Raw genomic sequence first — 21,593 nt, forward strand, 5'->3', positions numbered from 1 at the left:
AGAGCAATACCCGGCGCTACATGCCGACCAGCGTGAGGGCGTATTCACCCCGAATGAATACGACCCCTGCGCCAGTAGAAGATCGCCAATCAACTTAAAGTTGACGCACGCGGGTGGCGCTTGGGGCGAGAGCCGCCAAGCCGCCATTGAACCATTTCCCGTTTGTGCTGATGAGCGATTTCGGCCCAGATCGTGGTAACTTGCCGTTGACATTGACAACTGTGAGTTGACCGTCTGGAGGCCTTCAGTTGAGCGTTCCAGGTTCGGCGCACCTCGTTCTCGCCGCGGGCGTGGTCCATCTTGATGAACCGTCCGCGGTCTTTGAAGCGATGCTGTCGGGGTGGCGACGCCAGCAGAAGTCCCGGCTGCTTGCCGAGGCCACGATCGAATCGCGATTGGCGTTCGTGCGACGGTTCGCTGCGTTCGCCGAGACGCATCCGTGGGATTGGACGGCCGGCGATGTCGAGGACTTCACGGCGGCTCTGATGTCGGGAAACAACCGCAAGGCGCCCTCGACAATTCGCGGCTACCACATGACGCTGCGGTTGTTTTGTGACTACCTACTCGATGGCCGTTATGGCTGGATCTCGCAGTGCGAGCAGCGGTTCGAAAGGATCCCGTCGCAGGTCTGCCATGACTTCAACACCGCGGCGCATCTGGTCGAATACGAGGGCAAGCCCGCCCGCCGGCCGTTCACCTACGACGAGGTGGAAACGTTGTTCGCGTTCCTTGCCGATCGAGTGGACATCATTGCGCGTTCGGGTCGCAAAGGCGCGTTGGCGGCGTTGCGCGACGCGCAGATGATCAAGACGGCCTACGCCTTCGGGTTACGCCGTCGAGAGCTGTGCTACCTCGACGTGGCCGACCTGCGTCCCAACCCGCGGATGCCGGCGTGGGGAACGTTCGGCGCCGTCCACGTCCGGTATGCCAAGTCCAGCCGCGGCAGCGCCCCTCGGCGTCGCACGGTGCTGGCCGTTCCCGAGTTCGACTGGGTGATCGACGGACTGCGCCAATGGGTCGATCAAGCCCGGCCGCTTCTGAGTCCCGGCAGCCGTCAAGAGTTGTGGCTGACTGAGCGTCGGCAGCGGGTGGCGACCAAGCAAATGGACAAGCGATTCGCCTACTTGCGGGCGCAGGCCGGTCTGCCTCAAGACCTCACCCTGCACTGCCTGCGGCACTCCTATGTGACCCACCTGATCGAGTTCGGTTACCCGGAACGGTTCGTTACCGAGCAGGTCGGACATTCTTACGCCTCGACCACCGCGATTTACACCTCGGTGTCCAACGACTTCAAGACCAAAACGTTGCAGGCGGCGCTGCGCCGCGTCTACGGATCCGCGACGACTGAAGGGAGCCAGGATGAGCACTAGAACCGTCCTCCGGTGGAACCTGCGCCGCCTGATGGCCGAGAACGGCATGTTCGCCACCACCGACCTCGTCGCACCGCTGCACGAACGTGGCGTGGAGATCTCCCGACAGATGGTTTACCGGATCGCTACCAAGCCTCCACAGCGCATCAATCTCGACCTGCTGGCGGCGCTGTGCGACATCCTGGCGTGCACCCCCAACGATCTGTTCGAGCTCGCCCAAGAACAGATCCGCGAGGCACCCGCAGTCAACGACAGCGGGCCCGGGATCGGCGACCTGCGGCCGATCCGCGCCAGGATCCGCCGCCCCGGCGACAACGAGTGAATCGACGAGCCTGCTGGGAGTGCGCAAGCACCAACTACCTGACCCGGCTGACGCATGGGTGTCGCATTTGTGTCGGCTGCCGTCGCAGGCGGCACTACCACCCCGAAACCTGTCCGGGCTGCCATGTCGTGCGGCCGCTGGCATGGCGACGCGGCGAGACGGTGGTGTGCGCGTCATGTGCCGGTGTCGAGTCGATCTTCGGGTGCCGCGAATGCGGGCGCGAAGACCATCCCTACGGGCACAATCGGTGCGCGCGATGCTTCCTGCGTGAACGCCTCAGCGACTTGCTCGCCGACCCGACGACCGGCCAGATTCACCGCCAATTGCGGCCGGTCTTCGACGAGCTGGTGAACTCCGAACGCCCACAAACAGGGCTGTGGTGGCTGCGCAAGAAACCTGGCATCGGCCCCCAACTTCTCGGGCAGATGGCTTGCGGCGCGGTCGACATCAGCCACGACACCTTCCGCACCCTGCCCTCGGATCGTGCCCACGACTACCTTCGCAGTCTTCTCGTCGCGGTCGGTGTCCTGGAACCGTTCGACATCCGCATCGAACGGATGCTGCCCTGGATCGAAGACATCGTCGCCGAACTGCCCGCCGAGGACGCCGCCTTGATTCGCCGATTCGCGCACTGGCAGGTGCTGCGAGGAATGCGCAAGGCCGCCCGTGAAGACCGGTTGACCAAGTCGATGGCCGATGCGTGTCGACGGCGCATCCGCGTCGCGATCGAGTTCGTGGGCTTCCTCGCCCGCCATGACGCCAGTGCGGCGACCGCGACCCAGGATCTGTTGGAGCGCTACCAAGAACACGTCGGCAGGATGCTGAACCATGAGTACGCCTTCATCGTCTGGCTACGCCAATCCCGCACCAACACCAAACTCCGAGTCCCCGACGTCCCGCAGTCACCGCCCTCAGTAACCGTCTCCGATACGCAGCGGTGGGCGGCCGTAGAGCGTCTGCTGCACGACACGACCGTGCGCCGTTATACACGAATTGCGGGCCTGCTCACATTGCTGTTCGCACAGCCGCTTTCACGCATCGTCGCCATGCGCACCAGTCAGGTCGCGATCACCGACGACCGGGCCGTGCACGTCACCTTCAGCAAGATTCCAGTCCAGATGCCGCCGCTCCTCGACGACCTCATCCGTGAGCACCTCGAGCACCGCGGCAAAAGCCTCTACGCCTCACGCGGAACCGGCTGGCTGTTCCGCGGCGGCAACCCTGCAGCGCACCTCGCCACCGAGAACATCCGCTCCCAGCTCGTCGCCATCGGGATCAAGCCCTACGAGAACCGCAAAGCGACCCTCTTCCACCTCTCCGGCGACATGCCCGCACCAGTCCTGGCCGAACTGCTCGGGCTCACCGACAAAAACGCCGCCGACTGGGCCAGACTTGCTGCCCGCGACTGGACCGCCTACATCGCCGAAAGAGCCCGCTGACCGTATCGCTGTGCCTCAGATGGATTTCGCGGCGGCGGTTCCAGCGCTTGAGTTCTCGCGAGTGATTGTTCACTGCGTGGCGTCGACGCTGTCGAGCCTGCACTTCTCCACCCAAGTCGCCAGAAGGCTTAAAGCGGCGAGCCTCTCGGCGGCCTCCTGCGCCGATAGCTGCGTCCGGTCGTGGGTGGTTGGGTTTCGGATCGCAGCATGGACGCCCGTCGAGAAACTCAACAAGCCGCGGTTCATCGATATGACGGTCTGGTCTTGATTACCTCCGAGCCAGCGCAATCGCGGAGCACCAGCCTTGGGTGGACTCTGCGAGAAGGCCTGCGTGAAAACGTCCTTGTCGTCGAGGTCAGTCCTTCCGGTGAGCTGGCGGACGTGGTCGATGACAGCGCCCACGGCGGATGACACCGCTTCGCGGTACAACTCGATGCGCCATTGGCCTCGAGCCGCGCCCCAGACCAAAGGGTGCATATCCTCGATGCTGATGTCGCCGGTGACATCGACACGGTCGACCATCGATTCAAGGATGCCGATGGTGTGTTCGGACGCGGCGAGGATGTCGTCCGGCTGTACGAGCGAGTGCGGCTGGGTGACAGTTATCCACATCTCGAACGGGTTAACCGGACCGCCGAATCCCGGGCGGGATATCCGCACACCGGTGATGTCGGGAAGATGCGCAATACGGCCAGCTGTCCGTGAGCAGCGGCCCTTCGCCGCCACCCATTCGTCGTCTGACACATCAGATCTCGGTGTCACGGCGGGCAGACTGGCGTAGCCGGCAAGTACCTCGTCAGGCAGGTCGGGACCAGCCATCGCCCGAAGCCCAGCGGTGAACTGACACAGCTCGAGCAGGGCGCTGAACGCCCGCTCAAAGTCGCGCACCTGTTCCGCTGCTCGCCGCAGGAACCGTGGATTCAACTTCAGATCGTCATTGTCACCCATGTACGCAGCTCAGGGCCCAGTCGCATACGGCGCGTTCGCCCGCACGTTCTCGGCGGCGCGCTCCGCGTTGTAAGAGCTGGCGAACGACTCACCTGAGGCGGCAACTTTGTCACTCGACCGCCATGCGCGCCACCGCCAGCTTCCGCCGACGTCCTGGAATGTCTCATACCGTGCTGCGGACCCGCCGGACTTGAAGGCATTTGCCGCTCTGGTGGCGTTGGCTTGCGATTCGAAGCCTTCGCCTGCCCAGGCGACCATCTCATGGTTGTCGCCGTACAAGGCCCACGTGGGATAGCGGTTGGCGTCACCAGTGACCGTGACCTTGAAGTACATCGGATCCTCCTGCCTGTTGACCACAGGTACGCAGTCAGCTCGCAACAGTCTTATCAAGAGACACCGACAGCCAGCGCTTGCGACGCAGCGAACAAACTCGCCCTCGAACAGACCTCTGATTTGGGCATTCACCCCACTCGGAATTCGACCCCTCTGCCAATAAGCACGATCACTTAACGACGGACGATATCCGGATAAAGATCCGCGGCGCAGACACCCCGCGTCCCAAGGATTGCGAGACCGCGGATGCGAGGGGTTGCCCGCGAGACACCTCACGGACGTAGGGGGAAGAGTTCTCAACGCGGGAAACGGCGGTCCGAACACTGAGGTGGTGCACTCACTTTGCCGGCACGAATCGTCACGCGGATGCCCATGGAATCTGCGCGCACGGCCTCGCCGATGATGGCGACGAACGGTCCTTCGATGCCATCGCCGACGCGATTTGCGAGAAGGCGAAAAGGGCCCGAAGACCAGCCGGCTGGACGCTGTGATTTCGTTGTGCCTAGCGAGCTAAGCGCGCGGGGCGGCCCGTCTTCTTGGTGGCGATCTTCGACTCTTTGGCGTCGCTATCGGTCTTGCGGTGGGCGGCGAGGAAGTCATCGACGATGTTCGCGCAGTCATTGTGAGTGATGGTGCGAAGCCCGGTCATTCGGGCGAAGGCGAGTGGTCCGACGAGTTGGCAGAGCGCCAGTTCCCGGTCGAAGTCGTCGAGTTCGGCTTGTGCTCTCGGGCTGGTGAGTATGGCGTCAAATGGTTGACGGTACTGGTCAACGACTCGGGCCCGTAGCGCCCCGGATGTGTGGCGCTCATCCGCTTCGTTAGTGGAGCCGGTGGGCCCCAATGAGAGCCACGCGAGTGTCGTGACATGCAGCGGTGCGTCGTTGAAGAGTGCGGCTTGGCGGCTGAGCAATTCGATCAGCTGCTCACGGAGGGGTCCGCTGGTCGGTGCCGGAGTGGTCACTTGCGGAAGTAGGCGTTCGAACGTGGCTGCGAGCAGATGCGACGAACTGTGGAAGTGGCGGTACAGCGTGGTTCGGGCCACTTTGGATGCTTTGGTGACGGCATCGATAGTGACCGCTTCCACCCCACCGGTGCTCAGTAGCGTTGCCGCAGCATCCAGCAGCCGGGTGCGTGACCGGATGCGCCGCGGGTCCACGTCATCGTCAGGGACTGGCGCTGACTGACTGTTGCTCACTCATTCACCTCGGGCGGTCGATTTTCACGCGATGTTGTCCTGGCAGTCTAGCAGTGTGGTACTAACGGTATCGAAGCGAAACCGACAGTATTGGAGCGTGATGGTGCCAGGAAGCGCATCGCTGCCGGAGCGGTTACCTTCGCACACAACGACGTGCATGGGTTGCGGCCCGGACAATCCCCACCGACTGCGTTTGGTGGTGCACCGCAGCGGCGACGCGGTGTACTCCGATGTGACTTTCGACGAGCGCCACATCGGGGCTCCAGGCCTGGCCCATGGCGGAGCCGTGGCGGCCGCGTGCGATGACGTCTTGGGCTTCACATTGTGGGTCGCCGGCACCCCGGCGGTGACTCGCAGCCTGACGGTGGAGTATCTGCGGCCGGTGCCGCTGCATCAGCCCCACCGGATTACTGCCCACATCACCTCTCGTGAAGGACGGGCGCTGCACGTCACGGCGACAGGCACTGGTGAGCGTGGGATCACCCGCTTCACCGCCAATGCAGTGTTCGTCGCAGTCAGGCCCGAACACTTCGCCGCACACGGCGATGTCAGCGCTTTCGGCGATCTTCTGGAACAGTTCTCGCGCCGCGGCAGTTTCGACCCGGGGCCATCATGACTTTCCCTCAGGCTCGCAGCCACGGCAAAACCCGACGCTCGGAAGCGAACTCGGTCGCTGGAGAGAAGCGGACCGCTAGCGCGTCGCGCTCGCGCGCCTCCGCACGGCGCCGGGAAACGATTCTGGATGCAGCTTTGGCCGTGGCTGCGTCGGGTGGTTACGAGGCGGTTCAGATGCGGACGGTTGCCGAGCGGGTCGGCATCGCCGTCGGCACGCTTTACCGCTATTTCCCGGCGAAAACCCACTTGCTGGTAGCAGCGCTGACGCGCGAGTTCCGTCGACTCGACTCGGCCGGCGACTGGGCGAGTGGTGAGGGCACACCGCTGGAACGGCTCGAACGGCTCACCTCACATCTGCATGACCGCTGGCAGCGCGACCCATGGCTGACGACGGCCATGACACGGGCCTTCGCCGTCGCAGACACCCGCGCCGCCGCGGAACTCGACCGCGCGGCCGATGAGATCCAGATCCTGCTGGCCCGCACGCTCAGGGGCGGCGAGCCCACCCCTACCGATCTGCACGTCGCTGGGGTCATCTCCGACATCTGGTTGGCCAACCTCGTGACCTTCAGCGGCCACCGCGCGACAGCCGCCGACACCCGCGACCGCATTGACCGAGCCACCAGGCGCGTCGTGACCAGCGCTGCTAGGCCCACCGCCAACCGATAACGATACTACTGATATCGCAGCGCTACTTAGCGTACTCTTTGGGGATACGGCTCAACGATGCGTCGAAAAGAGACTGCCATGTACACCCAATGGATCGAAAACCTTGTTGTACAACGCCTCTCGCTGCATGGCGGCCTGGTTCTGGATTTCGATGACTACAACGAAATCGTCATCTCCTGCCCCCTGCTATTGACCCTTCCTGCCGTCGGCACCTACCCCATCGAGGCGGTGCGTATTGACCCCCTCAGGATCGCGACCCACGAACGCCCACTGCTGAACCTCGCCGGCGCAGTGTGCACCCAGGCCTGTTCCAGCGACGATGGAGGACTACACCTGAGCTTCTCGCGCGGACATCGCATCGATGTCGATCCCGACGCTGAACAGACAGCGTGGGAGTTGTATGGTATGCGCCACGGCTACATGGCCTGCCTACCTCAAGGACGGGTACGCGTGGTCCGCCATGACCTCCCCGACACCGACGACGCCAACATCGTCAACAGCGCCACGCAATCATCGGCGGGGTCGGCGCGGCAGACCCACTGATGCGGCCGCGGACGCGGCGACGGGTCGACTTGGGCGGCAATACGTGGATCAGGTTGAACGTGGACAGGACCGCCCTGGCGACATCGAGGCGGGCGAGCATTCCCGGATGATGCTGGCGAAGTTTTGCTGCACGCGTTCCGCAGCGATGCCGACCGATGGTGAATACAGCATGATGTGGTCGAGGACGCCTTCGTAGCGTCTCAGTTGTTCACGGACCTCGTGTGCCGTCCCGGCGACACCCATGGTGTCGATCATCTCCTCGGACACCGCGGCGAACATCGCCGGGAAATCGCGCTGGGCGAATGCTTCTCGGATGGTTCGGCCTTCGCTGGCGAAGCCGTTCACATCGAGTACCGTCTCGTAGGATTTGACCGAGGAGTAGAACGCAATCTGCTGCGCCAGTTCGCGCCTGGCGACCTCGGTGTCGTCGTGGATGGCGCACATCACCATGGAAATGATTTCCACGTCATTGGGGTCGCGGCCGGTGTGCGCGGCACCCCTGGCGATAGCGGGCCGGACGATCTCCTCGACGTAGGTGGTTGTGAACAGCGGATGTCCGGCCAGGCCGTCGGCCACCCGCCCGGCCGCCTCGCACATCCGGGGCCGGACACCGGCAGTGACGATCGGGATCGGCCGGCTGGAGGGTCCCATGTCGCCGGTCGGGGTGAGATTCATTCTGTAGAAACGGCCCTCGTGATGGATCGGGCCTTCATGCAGGTTCCATATCCGGCGCAGCAGCATCACGAGTTCTTCCATCCGCAGGGCGGGTGCGGAGGTGTCGGGCACGCCGTGCCAGTCGCCCATCATCCGTTTGGTGCCGTTGCCGATGCCGAGTACCAGTCGTCCGTTGGAGAGTTCGTCGAGGTCGCGTGCCTCGGTGGCCAGCACCAGGGGGCTTCGGCCGACGCCGTAGAGAATGGAGGAACCGATCCGACAGTTCTGTGTGCTGTTGGCCATCGCGGCCATGGAGATCGATCCGGACCGAGAGTAGAACTCGGAGGCCCATACGGCGTCGAACCCGGCCGCATCAGCGGCCTGGGCGGTTTGGGCCAGTGACTTCAGATCCCCGCCGAGAACCGACAGGCCGTAGGTGCTCATGACTGGTCTCCTGTGCGCGGGCGCAGGCCGTCGAACATGACGGCGCTGAGGGTGCTGGCGACCACCGTCTCGTCGAGGTGGTTCTCGGTGACCAGGTACATGAGTGCATTGATGGTGACCGCGCCGAACAGCGCAATGGACGTCGATCGTGCATCGGGCTGAGCGACGAGGGATCCGTCGCGGGCCCCTTCGATGAGCAGAGTTTCGACGGGTTGTTGGTAGGCGGTATTGATCATCTCGGCGATGGCCGGCATGCGGGCCGCTCGTCCCAGTTCGCCGATGAGTGCACGGCATACCGCTGGCCGCTGCGCCATTGCCCGCAGTTGTGCGCGGATGACGAGTTCGAGGCGTTCGGCACCGGTGCCGTCGGTGTGCACGATCGCGGTCACGGCATCGGAGATGTCCTTGAGGAGGTCTTCGAGCAGGAAGGCAAGGATGTCCTCTTTGCCGGCGAAGTAGTAGTACAGCGTCGCTTTCGGCACACCGGTCACCGCGGCGACGTCTTCGATCTTGGAGTCGTTGAGCCCCTTCTCGGCGAACAAGTCCGCCGCGGCGGGAAGCCGGTCAGAGATCTGACGTGGAATCTTGCGCATTGCCCCCCTGTCCCGGTCGGCCGGTTTAGACTGCGAGTCTAAACCGTCGTTACTTTGGTGGTCGGAGGTCTTGGTGGTCTCGGTGCAGATTCGTTACGACCCGTTCGACGCCTCGATCCTCAACGACCCCTATCCGACGTATCGGTCGTTGCGTGACACGGCTCCGGTGTACCGCGCCGAGGAGTCCCATACCTGGGTGTTGAGCCGGCACGGCGACGTCCAGGCCGCAGCACTGGATCACGGCACGTACTCCTCGGTGGACGGCATCTTCCCCACCCCGCCGGGATCGGACTTCATCGGCTCGTTCCTGCCGATGATGATCGTGATGGACCCTCCGCGCCACGACCAGTTGCGTGCCCTGGTGAGCCGGGCGTTCACCCCCCGGCGGGTGGCCGGGCTGCAGGGCGCCATCACACAGATGGCCGCGGAGTTGTTCGAGCGCCTCGACGAGGGCTCCGGATCGGCGGACTTCGTGACCGACTTCGCCGCGATCCTGCCCGCCGCGGTGATCGCCGATCTGCTGGGCGTTCCCGCCACCGATCGTGATCAGTTCCGATTGTGGTCGAGCCAACTGGTCCAGGTCGACGTCAACCACGGACAAACCACCGACGCACTGACCGCCGCCACCTCGATCTACGCCTACTTCACCGACTTCCTCGCCGACCGCCGCAAAAACCCCCGCGAGGACCTGATGTCGGCGTTGGCCAACGCCACCGTCGACGGGATCGGACTGACCGACGAGGAAGTCCTCGGCTTCTGCGCGCTGCTGCTCGTCGCGGGCTACGAGACCACCACCAATCTGCTGGGGAACTCCGCGGTCGTACTGGCCCAGCATCGGCAGACCCGCCGACGCCTGGCCGCCGATCGAACACTGTTGGGGCCGGCAGTCGAGGAGTTGCTGCGCTACGACTCACCGGCACAGGGACTTTCACGAACCCTGACCCGCGACGTCATCCTGCATGACACGACGATGCGTCAAGGTGAGAAGGTGCTGCTGTTGTTCGGGTCGGCCAACCGCGACGAGCGTGCCTTCCCTGATCCTGACGTGTTCGACATCGAGCGCACCAGTGAGCACCAGGTCGCCTTCGGTCGCGGCATCCACTTCTGTCTGGGTGCGGCACTGGCGCGGATGGAGGCCCGCATCGCTCTGGATGCTTTGTTGGACAAGGTGCCTGACTGGGAGGTCGATCTTGAATCGGCGCGGCGGCTGCGGTCCGGACCGATCCGCGGCTACACATCGCTGCCAATCACTTGGACCACGCCGGTCTAGCCCGTGCCCCTCTTCGACGACGCGTCGTGTGCTTCACCGCGCGGCCAGGTTCATCGCCGTCGATGTCGAGCACTCCGCGCGCACGGCGACCTCGGCGCATTCGGCGACATGCTCAAACGATTCGCGGGCTCGAACGGTGATCGACCCATGACCGGACAGGAGGCAGGGGCATGGTGGTGGCAGTGACATTCGCCCACTTCGATGAGCAGATCGCCGACCAGCTGCTCAGATCGGCGAACACAGCGGGTGGACTGTCGACGTTTCTGAGCTTTCGGCACACCGAACTCGCCGCCGGTCGGCTGGTGGCAGAGATGGAAACCCGTGCCGAACTGCTCACACCCTTCGGCACCCTGCACGGCGGATGTCTATCGGCGATGGTCGACCACTGTCTCGGAGTCGTGTTCTACCCCGTCATTCCGGCCGGATCATGGGTCGCCACCACCGAATTCAAGCTGAACCTGCTGCGACCCGTGTCCACCGGTGTGTGTGTCGCCGTCACCGACATCGTGTCGCTGGGCAATCGCAGTGGAGTAGCGCGCATCGACATTAGCAACGGCGACAAAGCCGTCTGCGTAGCCCAGGGCACGGTCACGATCGTGAACGCCGCGGGCAACGCACAATGAAGGCGCTTGTAGCCGGTCGCACGCTTCGGGCGGACTCCGATCTCGCCAGGAAGGTGTCATGACCTCCGCCGTGCAGCATCGGGTCCGAACCCAGGACGGGATCACCCTGGCCGCCGACTGCTACGACCACGATGACGCCCGTCCCGTCGTGCTGCTCCTGCACGGCGGCGGCCAGAACCGGCACGCGTGGAGCACTTCAGCGCGTCGTCTCCACGCATGCGGATACACAGTCGTCGCCTACGACACCCGCGGTCACGGCGACAGCGACTGGGACCCAGCCGGCAGGTACGACATCGAGCGACTCGCGACCGATCTCCTCGCCGTGCGTGAGCACTTCAGCGCCGATACCGCCCCTGCCGTCGTAGGTGCATCCCTTGGGGGCATGACCGTGCTCGGCACGCATCTGTTGACATCCGGGGCGTCGTGGACGGCGGTCGTCCTGGTCGACGTCACCCCGCGGCTTGAATTCCAGGGCGCTCGTCGCGTGGTGACGTTCATGGCCGCACATCCCGATGGCTTTGGCACCCTCTCCGACGCCGCCGAGGTGATCGCCGCGTACAACCCCCATCGCTCGCGCCCGGCCAACGTCGACGGCCTGCGCAAGGTGCTACGGCAGCGTCACGACGGCCGCTGGATCTGGCGGTGGGACCCGGCATTCATTCACTCCAACTTCGACTTCCTCCGCGACGAATCGACCACGGGAACGGAGCAATTCGACGCAATCAGCCGCCTGCTGATCGACGGAGCCCGACGGGTCAGCGCCCCAACACTTCTCGTAAGGGGTCTGTTGTCCGACGTGGTCTCCCAAGCCACCGTCGACGAGTTCAAGCAACTGGTTCCCCACGCCGAGACCGTCGACGTATCCGGCACCGGACACATGATCGCCGGCGACGACAACGACGCCTTCGGCTCCGCCGTCACCGAGTTCCTCGGCCGGAGCTTCCTGTAGGTCGCGACGTGATCGAGCACCATCGAGCGGCCAGTAGAAAGGACTGGGCTTGACTTCACTGCGCGCGGAGCGAAGCCCATGAATTGTTCTTCGCTTAGGCCGACTTTGACCGCGACGGGCTCTGGTCGAGCTAGACGTTACTACGCATTTGTTGGCCACCATCGGCGTCGAAGAGTTCCTTGGTCCAGCGTTCGAGGATTTCTGCGCTGTCCCAGTCGTCGGGATGAAATCCGGCGCGGGTGTAGGAACGAAAGCGCTCAATTGCTGCTGGGCTGAATAGCGGGTTATGACGGAAACCTCGAAGGCTGCGCAGCAACCGCACCGGGTTGTAGGCGGCACGGTCACCGGCCAGAGAGCGGGTGGTCTGGATGACCAACTCGCTGAACAAGAGGAGGCTGGCGATCCGCATCCCCCAGACCCTGGTGCGTTCGCTTCCACCGACCGTCTCGTAGACATCGAAAGCGACGGCCTTGTGCTCGCATTCTTCCAGTGCGTGCCAGAGCAGAATAGGCCGCACTTCGGTGTCGCCGATCAATTCTTGAGCTTCGTCGCTGGTGAGAATGATCTCGGCGAATGTCGCTGTGTAGTGCTCGAGGGCGGCCGTCACAGCCAGGCGCATCTTGGGAGAAAAACGCTTCTCAAGTCGGCCAACCAACTTCTTGATATGGCGATCGATCCCCTCGGTGGGATAGCCCATCGCTTGGAGCCGATCGTTGAGCAGCCGATGCTGGTGTCGGTGCGTGGCCTCTTGTGCAATGAATCCCTTGACCGCCTCCTTGAGGTCAGCGTCGCTGATGTGGTCCCGATACTCGCGGACTGACCGGATGAAGAAGTCTTCGCCTTCGGGGAACGTGGCCGACAAGGTGGACACAAAGTGGCTCATCACCAAGTCGCCATCGACGAAGTGCTGCCGACTGGTCCCAGCAGGCATGTCGAATCGAACACGGCGGGGCTTCGGGACGACCCTCGTGGTGGGCCGAGTGAACGAATCGTCGCTCATGTTGTTCTCCCGTTCGTCAAGGGCACGCTGGCAATCTGACTCTAAGCCTTGTCAGAATTAGATGGCAAGCTATCCACGTGGTTTCGGCGCGGGTGTATAGCGGGATGTCCGCCGAGGAGCGTCACCGGAACCGGCGCACCCGTCTCATCGAGGCCGCAACCGAGTTGATCGGCACGCGCGGTGTTGCCGCCGCCACTGTGACTGCCGTCTGCGCTGAATCAGGTGTCACGTCACGCTACTTCTACCAGCACTTCTCCGGCCGAGACGCCCTCCTGCGGGCTGTCTACCAGCAGCTCTATGCCACCTTCCAGGAGGTGATAGTCGACGCGATCCCCGATGCCGGCGAGCCACCGGAGGTGCTGGCGTACGCGCCGATCCACAGGCTGGTCAGCATGATCGACGACGACCCTCGGCTGGGTCGGATCCTGTTCGTGGAATCTGCAACCGAGCCGCTGCTCCGAGAGCTACGCAGCGAACTGATGGCCGGTTTCACCGACCTCGTATTGCGCGAGGCCAGACTCCACCTCGACATCCCCGACTCCGCCGTGGGGGTTGCCCATTTGGCTTCGACCTTGGGCGTGGGAGGGCTATTCGAAGTCTTGCGCCGCCGACTCGACGGAGAACTGGAGTTCACCACCGATGAACTCGTTCAGCACTGCGCAGGTTTCCTGGGCAGCCTAGGCAATTACGTGCTGCTGCAGAACACGGGCCAGTCGGCCACAACCGAAGCGCAAACCTAGAGCTAGCGGCCCCGCTACGCGATGTGGCCGTCCGTGCGCTCGATGTCAACGTCCGAGACCAGCAACAGCAAGACCTGAACAACATCCAAGGCCAATGCCGTCGACTGAACAACGTCGGCCTGGCTTCAGAAGCCAACTGAGTGTTCGACCATTCCCTGCCGGCTGTGACCGGCGGCCGGCGCTGGACTCGATAGCGGCCGCCTGTCCTTCCCCAGTCGCGCATTGCGCGGCCTGGCGTCCTACGACGCCGTCACCACTTGCACTACATGCGGTAGCGTAGCGATACCGACAGTATCGATCGCTACCATTCGCTATCAGTGGAGGTCCAGTGACCGACGGCACTGCAGATTCCCCAAGCCAGGCCACGCGCCGTGACCGGCGGGCCAACGGATCACCCGACCCCGCCGACACCCGCGAGTACAGCGAACGGTTGGCGACGCTCGCCCGATTCACCCTCCGGCACAAAGCCCTGGTCATCGGGGTATGGCTCGGCGCCGCGGTGGTCCTCGCGCTGCTGTTCCCCCAGCTGGAAACCGTGGTGCGCCAACAGTCGGTGGACCTCATTCCTCGCGATGCGCCGTCCTTGCAGACGGTTGACCGCATGAGCGCCGCGTTCGGCGAAGAAGGCTCGAAAACCATGGTGTTCGTCGCCATGGAAGACCCCAATGGGTTGACTCCGACTGCACGGCAGCGCTACGGCGAACTCGTGAGCCGGTTGCAGGCCGAAGGCGACCACGTCCTTCTGGTGCAGGACCTACTGGCCGATCCGATTACCGAAGCCCAGGCGGTCAGCGCCGATCGCAAAGCCTGGTATCTGCCCGTCGGCGTCACCGGCACCCTCGGAGACCCCACGGCCGCCGAATCCGTCAACGCGGTGCGCGACATCGCGGCGGAGGTGTTCACCGGCTCGACCACGACTGTGCAGGTAACGGGACCACCGGCGACCTTCAGCGACATGATCGCCTCCGCCGAGCACGACCTGCTGCTGATCTCAATCGCTACCGCGGGCGTGATCGCCCTGATCCTGCTGATCGTCTACCGGTCGGTGTTCACCGCGCTGTTACCGCTGCTGGTAATCGGGTTGAGCCTGGCAGTCGGGCGCGGCGTGCTGTCCGCCCTCGGCGAGTTGGGCATGCCGGTCTCCCAGTTCACTGTCGCCTTCATGACGGCGATCCTGCTCGGCGCCGGAACCGACTACACCGTGTTCCTGATCAGCCGATACCACGAACAGCGCCGCGCCCAAGTACCCGCCGATCAGGCCATCATCCACGCCACCGCCAGCATCGGGCGCGTCATCCTCGCCTCCGCCGCCACCGTCGCACTCGCGTTCCTGGCCATGGTCTTCGCGCGGCTCAGCGTCTTCGCCGCCCTGGGCCCCGCGTGTGCCATCGCCGTGCTGTTCGGATTTCTGGCCACCGTCACCCTGCTGCCACCGGTGTTGTCGCTAGCCGCCAAACGCGGCATCGGTGAGCCCAAACCCGATCGCACCCGCCGCTACTGGAACAGCGTCGCCGTCGCCGTGGTCCGCCGTCCCGTGCCACTACTGATCGTCAGCCTGGTCATCCTGCTCGCCCTGTCGGCAGCCGCCGCAACCATCAAAATCAGCTACGACGACCGCAAGGGACAACCAGACACCACGGCCAGCAACCAGGGCTACCACCTGCTGGACCGCCACTTCCGCAAAGACGTCGTCATCAGCGAATTCCTCGTCGTGGAAAACCCGACCGACATGCGGACCGGGAAAGGACTGGCCGATCTCGACGAGATGGCCTCCCGCGTCTCCCAGATCCCCGGCGTCACCAAGGTTTCCGGAGTCACCCGCCCCACCGGAGAGCGCCTCGACCAAGCAGAACTGGCCTGGCAGAACGGCCAGATCGGCGACAAAATGGCCGGCGCGGTCGCCGAGGGCAACTCCCGCAAAGACGACCTCGCCAAACTCACCGGCGGCGCCGACCAGCTCGCCGACGGCCTCGCCCAACTCGACAGCACCGTGCGCACCGCCCTCACACCACTGGCCGGAATCCTCACCCAAGCCCAATCCGCAGGAACTCAGGTCAACCAGTTCCGGCCGCTGCTGCAACAACTTTCCGCCACTGCCCCCGCCGTCGACCAAGCCATCCAATCCGGCCCAGGACTACGACCGCTGGCCAACCAAGCCCAAAACGCGATCACCCAACTCGACCCACTCGTCGGCGCCCTCAACACCTCGCCGTGGTGTGCCACCACCCCGCAATGCGCCCAAATCCGCGACCAGGTGCAGATCCTGGTCACTCTGCGCGACAGCGGATTCTTCAACCAGATCGCCGACCTCGGGGACCGCTACGATCCCGCCACCAACGCCACCGTCGGTGGCACCCTCGCCAACGTCCAGAACGCAGTCGCCTCGCTGGACAAGGCATTCGGAGCCCTCGGTGACCCGGCCGACCTGGCCACCAATCTCCGCCGACTACAGGACGGAATCGGACAGCTCGCCTCCGGCGCCCAAGCACTCGCCACCGGCGTCCGCACCCTCGCCGACAGCAACATCGAAATGCTGTCCGGCATGAGCCAGATCGCCACCCAACTACAAAACTCTTCACGCGCAGCGGCCGACTCCGACTCCTCGAGCGGTTTCTACCTGCCCGCCAACGCATTCGAGAACCGGCAATTCACCGACGTCGCCGAACAATTCCTCTCACCGGACGGCAAAACAGCGCGGTTCATGATCGAAAGCAGCCACGACCCATACAGCGTTGAAGCCATGGACCTCGCCAGCCGCATCACCGACACCGCCAACACCGCACGACCCAACACGTCACTCGCCGACGCCACCGTGTCCGTCGCCGGCTTCCCCGCCGTAAACTCCGATATCCAACGACTCCTATGGGCCGACTTCGCACAACTGGCCATGGCCACCATAATCATCGTCGGCGTCATCCTGGTCCTACTGCTGCGAGCGCTCCTAGCACCGCTCTACCTACTAGGCACCGTCGTGCTCAATTACCTCGCCTCGCTCGGCATCGGCGTTGTGGTCTTCCAATGGGGACTGGGCCACGAAATCGCCTGGCCCGTACCGCTGCTGGCGTTCATCATCCTCGTCGCCGTCGGCGCCGACTACAACATGCTGCTCGTCTCACGGCTCCGCGAAGAATCCGGAACCAACATCCGCGTCGGCGTCCTGCGCACCGTGGCAAACACCGGAGCCGTCATCACCTCCGCTGGCCTGATATTCGCCGCCAGCATGTTCGGCCTCATGGTCGGCTCAGTCGCCATCATGATCCAAGCCGGCCTCATCATCGGCTTCGGGCTGCTGCTCGACACCTTCCTCGTGCGCACCCTCACCGTGCCCGCCATCGCCACACTCCTACGCGAAGCCAGCTGGTGGCCGACCAAAGCAACAAACCCGCGACGTGGTCAGACCAACGCAGGAGGCATGAAGGACGCACCTCACGTGCTGGTCCAGGAGAGGTGAGAAGCGAACAGAGCAATACCCGGCGCTACATGCCGACCAGCGTGAGGGCGTATTCACCCCGAATGAATACGACCCCTGCGCCAGTACCCGCCGTCTGAGACTTTTCTAAGAACCTCCGGTTTGGTGGTGGCTTCGCCAACCGCCGAGTTCGTAGCGTGCGGCGCATGCGGACGTCTGCGTGCGCGCCATGGTGATGACGCTGCACAAGCTGACCGCCGGAGACGGATACCTGTACCTGGTGCGGCAGGTCGCTGCCTCCGACAGCACCGAGCGTGGCCGCTCCACGCTGGCCGACTACTACTCGGCCAAAGGTGAATCGCCCGGTCGGTGGATGGGTCGGGGCTTGGCCGCACTGTCTGACACCGGCCGCTGCGAAACCAGTCCGCAAGCCCGCGAAGAGATTTGGACCGTCGATGAGGGATCGGGCGTCGGCGAGGCGCAGATGCGCGCCCTCTACGGATTGGGTCTGCACCCCAACGCCGAGCGCATCGAGACCTACGTCATCGGCCGCAGCATGGGCTCGGGGCGGGCGGCCAGCCGACTCGGACGTGAGTTCCTGGTACGCGACGGCGAACCGGAGTACACGCGGCGTCTGGCGGTGGCCTTCCGCGACCACAACGCCGAGAACGGCGCACACTGGAACGCCACCATCGCCCCGGAGATCCGCGCACAGATCCGCACCCGCGTGGCTGTGGAGCTGTTCGCCGAGGAGTACGGCCGCCCACCCGCCGATGACCGCGAACTGTCCGGATTCATCGCTCGCAACACCCGCGCCCGCACGACCGCCGTCGCCGGATACGACCTGACGTTCTCGCCGGTGAAATCAGTGTCGGCCTTGTGGGCCATCGCCCCGCTATCGGTGGCCGAGCAGATTGAAGCGGCCCATGATGCGGCCGTCGCCGACGTGCTCGAGTGGCTGCAGGATCAAGCCACCTTCACGCGCACCGGCGCCGGCGGTGTCGCCCAGGTCGACACCGAAGGACTTATCGCCGCAGCGTTCACCCACCGGGACTCTCGCGCCGGCGACCCCGACTTACACACCCACGTCGCGATCTCTAACAAGGTGTCCCACGTGGACGCCAACGGCGTGCGCCGATGGCTCGCCCTGGACGGTCAACCGCTGCACCGGGTGACGGTCGCGGCTTCGGAGTTGTACAACACCCGTCTCGAAGCGCACTTGATCGACAGACTCGCGGTGTCGTTCGTCGAGCAGTCCCGCGGACGCGGAAAACGACCGGTCCGCGAGATCGCCGGAATTTCGGTGGAATTGATGGCGCGGTGGTCGAGTCGGCGCGCGGCGATCGAGGCCCGCACCGCCGAGCTGGCCAAGGCATTTCAGGCCGATCACGGACGCGAACCAACCAACACCGAGATCATCGCTTTGGCCCAGCAGGCGACGCTGGAATCGCGCGAAGCCAAGCATGAGCCGCGCTCGCTGGCTGAGCAGCGCCACGTCTGGCGCACCCAAGCTGTGGAGGTCCTCGGACGAGACGGACTGCACCGCATGTTGGCCGGTGTCCTGGCCGGTCCCAACCGAGCCCGCACCGCACCCGTGGTCGACGAGGAATGGATCGCGTCGCGCGCTGGCGAACTCATCGCCACCGTGTCTGAATCCCGCTCCACCTGGCAGCGCCACCACGTGCGCGCCGAGGCGCTGCGAATCGCTCGCTCGCACGGCGTGGCGCACGATGTCGCATCAATCGAACGCCTCACCGATACCGCTCTCGGAGAGGCGTTTTCACTGCCGCACGCCCGCGTCGCCGATGCCGAGTTGGGCGAGCCTGTCGCCTTGCGTCGCCGCGACGGTGCCAGCGTCTATTCCCGCCACGGCGTGCAGGTCTACACCAGCCGCGAAACACTCGCCGCCGAGCGCCGCATTCTCGACGCGGTGCACCGGTGCGACGGCCGCGCCGCCACCGCCGCCGATGTCGAACTGGCACTCGCAGATTCGGCCGCCCGAGGACGCACCCTCAACCCCGGCCAGGCCGCACTGGTCTCGGAAATGGCGACCTCGGGGCGCCGTGTCGCACTGGCGCTGGCCCCAGCCGGAACGGGCAAGACCACAGCCATGGCGGCGCTGGCCCACGCGTGGCGCAACTCGGGCGGACACGTGATCGGCTTGGCCCCGACAGCCGACGCGGCGATCGTGCTCCGGGAGGACCTCGGCGCCACCACTGACACCCTCGACAAGTACGTCTGGTCAGCCGATCCAAACAAGGCCGCGATCTCCGGTCTCCCCGACTGGTTCGAGCAAGTCGGCCCCGACACCCTCATCGTCGTTGACGAGGCCGGCAAGGCCGCCACCGCCGGGCTGGACGCGATGATCACCGACGCACTACGCAAAGGCGCCAGCGTGCGACTGGTCGGCGACGACGGCCAGTTGTCATCCATCTCAGCCGGCGGCGTTCTCCGCGACATCGCCGAAGCCACCGACGCGCTCACCCTGAGCGAAGTCGTACGGTTCAAGTCACCGGCCGAAGCCGCCGCCGGGCTCGCGCTACACGACGCCGACCCGGCCGGCATCGGCTTCTACATCGACCACCACCGCATCCACGTCGGCACCGACGAGACCGCCGCCGACATGGCCTATCAGGCATGGCGGGCCGACCTGGCCGCCGGCGCAGACTCCATCCTGCTCGCGCCCACCAACGACGTCATCAACGAACTCAACGCCCGCGCCCGCGCCGACCGGCTGGCCGCCGATCCCGAAGCCGCCCAGGCGGCCACGGTGGTGCTGGCAGATCAGCTGCACGCCAGCGTCGGAGACACCATCCGCACCCGGAAAAACAATCGCCGAATCACCATTGGGCGCAGCGATTTCGTGCGCAACGGCTACCGCTACACCATCACCGAGGTCCTCACCGATGGCAGCGTGAAAGCCCGCCACCTGCGCAGCGGACGCATCGTCAAGCTGCCGGCCGACTACATCGCCGAACATGTCACGCTGGGCTACGCGGCCACTATCGACTCCGCCCAGGGACTGACGGCAGGACGGCGCGACACCAAGGGCACCTGCCACATCGTCGGCTCCGACATGCTGACCCGCCAGCACCTCTACGTCGCGATGACGCGCGCCACCGACGAAAACCACCTGTACCTGTCCACCGCCGAAGGCGATCCCCACCGGCTGCTCTCCCCCAAGGCCACCCACCCTGACACCGCCGTCGATGTCCTCACCCGCGCCCTGGCCCGCGACGGCGCGCAGGTGTCGGCGACCACCGAAGCCCGCTGCGCCGAGGATCCGGCAACGCGGCTGCAGGCTGCGGCCGACATGTTCTACGACGCCTTGGGCGTGGCAGCCGAAAACCAGCTGGGAGCCGGTGCGCGTGATCGGTTGGACGCCATCGCTGATGACGTAATCCCCCGGCTGAGCCAGCGCGAGGCCTGGCCGGTGCTGCGGCGCAACCTGTCTGTCCTGGCGATCGGTGGCGCTGATCCCCGCGAGCTGCTGACCGAAGCGTTGGCCAAGGGCAGTGTCGATGACGCCGCCGATCCCGCCGCGGTCCTCGATCACCGCATCGATCCCGCCGGCACCCACTCCGCGGGCATCGGGGTGCTGCGCTGGCTTCCCGGCATCCCGCCGGCGCTGGCCGACGATCCGCACTGGAGCGCCTACCTGGCCCGCCGCGAGCAACTGGTCCAAGGCCTGGCCGACCAGATCCGCGAGCGGGCGCGGGCCTGGACCAACGCGACCGCCCCCGCCTGGGCGCGGCCGCTGATCACCGTGAATCCGGCGCTGACCGCCGAGATCGCGGTGTTCCGTTCCGCCACTGGCGTGGAGGACGCCGACACCCGTCTCACCGGCGCGCGCCAGTACCCCGTGCGGACCCGCGACGTGCAGGCCACCCTGCAGCGCTACGCCGCCGCAGACATCGGGCGCCGCAGTGCCGACACCACCCGCTGGAACGACGTCATCGACGCCATCGACCCGCGCCTGCGCGCCGATGCCTACTGGCCACAGCTGGCCGCCCAGCTCGCCCGGGCCACCCGCACCACCCCCGACCTGCGGCAGATCATCACCACCGCTGCCCGCCAAGGGCCGCTGCCCGACGAGCTGCCCGCCGCCGCGCTGTGGTGGCGTATCGCGGGAGCCCTGTCCCCGACCGCCACGTTGGCCACCACGCATTCGCGGCTGCGGCCGGCCTGGATCACCGACGTCGACGCCGCGTTCGGGGCCGCGCTGACCGAGACCATCACCTCCGATCCGGCCTGGCCCGGGCTGGTCGCGGCTATCAGCGCGGCAGACCCGGCCACCTGGACCCCGCGCGATCTGCTCCATGTCGCTGCCGAACACCTCGCCGACGCCGCCGACGCCGACCACCCGATTCCTCCGGGCGATTACGCACGCTTGATTACCTACACCGTCGATGCGTTCACCCACCGGCTGCAAGCGCGTCTCGGCATTGACGTCGAGGACCTGCCCACCCCCGAGGAC

Annotated in this window: 18 protein-coding genes; 12 read left to right on the forward strand and 6 right to left on the reverse strand. The window is 65.2% G+C overall.

Annotated elements, in window-relative coordinates; all coding sequences use genetic code 11:
- Window positions 1–248 precede the first annotated feature (248 nt).
- The 3 genes from AU072_RS21210 (at window position 249) to AU072_RS21220 (ending at window position 3,131) form a co-directional block, all read left to right on the forward strand.
- Window positions 249–1,370, forward strand: coding sequence for a tyrosine-type recombinase/integrase (locus AU072_RS21210; protein WP_030133894.1), 1,122 nt, complete (start codon window positions 249–251; stop codon window positions 1,368–1,370).
- Complete coding sequence (locus AU072_RS21215; RefSeq protein ID WP_064415624.1) at window positions 1,360–1,692, forward strand: helix-turn-helix domain-containing protein; 333 nt, start codon at window positions 1,360–1,362, stop codon at window positions 1,690–1,692. Before AU072_RS21210 ends, AU072_RS21215 begins: the two co-directional genes overlap by 11 nt.
- A 128-nt stretch (window positions 1,693–1,820) precedes the next feature.
- Window positions 1,821–3,131, forward strand: coding sequence for a hypothetical protein (locus tag AU072_RS21220; RefSeq protein ID WP_030133892.1), 1,311 nt, complete (start codon window positions 1,821–1,823; stop codon window positions 3,129–3,131).
- Between the two features lie 69 nt (window positions 3,132–3,200).
- Here AU072_RS21220 and AU072_RS21225 read toward each other — a convergent pair whose 3' ends face one another.
- The 3 genes from AU072_RS21225 to AU072_RS21235 form a co-directional block, all read right to left on the reverse strand.
- On the reverse strand, window positions 3,201–4,079 hold the full coding sequence (locus tag AU072_RS21225) for a TIGR02391 family protein (protein ID WP_050597092.1): 879 nt from the start codon (window positions 4,077–4,079) through the stop codon (window positions 3,201–3,203).
- A gap of 9 nt (window positions 4,080–4,088) precedes the next feature.
- Window positions 4,089–4,436: a YegP family protein gene (locus AU072_RS21230; RefSeq protein ID WP_231744957.1), complete on the reverse strand. Its 348-nt coding sequence runs from the start codon at window positions 4,434–4,436 to the stop codon at window positions 4,089–4,091.
- A 478-nt stretch (window positions 4,437–4,914) separates the two neighbouring features.
- Entirely contained in the window at window positions 4,915–5,607 is a 693-nt protein-coding gene (locus AU072_RS21235; RefSeq protein WP_013471001.1) for a TetR/AcrR family transcriptional regulator, read from the reverse strand.
- A 100-nt stretch (window positions 5,608–5,707) separates the two neighbouring features.
- Between AU072_RS21235 and AU072_RS21240 the strand changes: the two genes are divergently transcribed.
- The 3 genes from AU072_RS21240 (at window position 5,708) to AU072_RS21250 (ending at window position 7,434) form a co-directional block, all read left to right on the forward strand.
- On the forward strand, window positions 5,708–6,223 hold the full coding sequence (locus tag AU072_RS21240) for a PaaI family thioesterase (RefSeq protein WP_120271088.1): 516 nt from the start codon (window positions 5,708–5,710) through the stop codon (window positions 6,221–6,223).
- On the forward strand, window positions 6,220–6,891 hold the full coding sequence (locus tag AU072_RS21245; protein ID WP_064403598.1) for a TetR family transcriptional regulator: 672 nt from the start codon (window positions 6,220–6,222) through the stop codon (window positions 6,889–6,891). The genes AU072_RS21240 and AU072_RS21245 overlap by 4 nt, the downstream gene beginning before the upstream one ends.
- A gap of 78 nt (window positions 6,892–6,969) precedes the next feature.
- The gene (locus AU072_RS21250; protein ID WP_064403597.1) at window positions 6,970–7,434 is read left to right on the forward strand and encodes a DUF6188 family protein; all 465 of its coding nucleotides are present in this window, start codon (window positions 6,970–6,972) and stop codon (window positions 7,432–7,434) included.
- Window positions 7,435–7,482: 48 nt separating this feature from the next.
- On the opposite strand, the gene AU072_RS21255 is transcribed toward AU072_RS21250, so the two are convergent.
- Window positions 7,483–8,532, reverse strand: a complete 1,050-nt coding sequence (locus AU072_RS21255) for an LLM class flavin-dependent oxidoreductase (RefSeq protein ID WP_064403596.1) — start codon at window positions 8,530–8,532, stop codon at window positions 7,483–7,485.
- Entirely contained in the window at window positions 8,529–9,125 is a 597-nt protein-coding gene (locus tag AU072_RS21260; protein ID WP_064403595.1) for a TetR/AcrR family transcriptional regulator, read from the reverse strand. Before AU072_RS21260 ends, AU072_RS21255 begins: the two co-directional genes overlap by 4 nt.
- A gap of 73 nt (window positions 9,126–9,198) precedes the next feature.
- On the opposite strand from AU072_RS21260, the gene AU072_RS21265 reads away from it, so the two are divergent.
- The 3 genes from AU072_RS21265 (at window position 9,199) to AU072_RS21275 (ending at window position 11,967) form a co-directional block, all read left to right on the forward strand.
- Window positions 9,199–10,395 (forward strand): cytochrome P450, encoded by a 1,197-nt coding sequence (locus tag AU072_RS21265; protein ID WP_064403594.1) that lies wholly within the window; start codon window positions 9,199–9,201, stop codon window positions 10,393–10,395.
- A 170-nt stretch (window positions 10,396–10,565) separates the two neighbouring features.
- A complete protein-coding gene (locus AU072_RS21270) occupies window positions 10,566–11,018 on the forward strand; it encodes a PaaI family thioesterase (RefSeq protein ID WP_064403593.1) in 453 nt (150 codons plus the stop codon).
- A 58-nt stretch (window positions 11,019–11,076) separates the two neighbouring features.
- Window positions 11,077–11,967 (forward strand): alpha/beta fold hydrolase, encoded by an 891-nt coding sequence (locus AU072_RS21275; protein WP_064403592.1) that lies wholly within the window; start codon window positions 11,077–11,079, stop codon window positions 11,965–11,967.
- 130 nt (window positions 11,968–12,097) lie between these two features.
- On the opposite strand, the gene AU072_RS21280 is transcribed toward AU072_RS21275, so the two are convergent.
- Window positions 12,098–12,967, reverse strand: a complete 870-nt coding sequence (locus tag AU072_RS21280) for a metal-dependent hydrolase (protein ID WP_064403591.1) — start codon at window positions 12,965–12,967, stop codon at window positions 12,098–12,100.
- Window positions 12,968–13,071: 104 nt separating this feature from the next.
- Here AU072_RS21280 and AU072_RS21285 point away from each other — a divergent pair, with 104 nt between their 5' ends.
- From AU072_RS21285 to mobF, 3 genes are all read left to right on the forward strand, one after another.
- A complete protein-coding gene (locus AU072_RS21285; RefSeq protein WP_064403590.1) occupies window positions 13,072–13,707 on the forward strand; it encodes a TetR/AcrR family transcriptional regulator in 636 nt (211 codons plus the stop codon).
- A 328-nt stretch (window positions 13,708–14,035) separates the two neighbouring features.
- Window positions 14,036–17,158 carry an MMPL/RND family transporter gene (locus AU072_RS21290; protein WP_064403589.1) on the forward strand — a complete coding sequence of 1,041 codons (3,123 nt, stop codon included), beginning with the start codon at window positions 14,036–14,038 and terminating at the stop codon, window positions 17,156–17,158.
- Window positions 17,159–17,345: 187 nt separating this feature from the next.
- Window positions 17,346–21,593 (forward strand): MobF family relaxase (mobF, locus tag AU072_RS21295; RefSeq protein ID WP_064415625.1); only part of this gene is annotated, 4,248 nt, incomplete at its 3' end.

This window comes from Mycolicibacterium novocastrense (assembly GCF_001499835.1).
GTDB lineage: Bacteria > Actinomycetota > Actinomycetes > Mycobacteriales > Mycobacteriaceae > Mycobacterium > Mycobacterium novocastrense.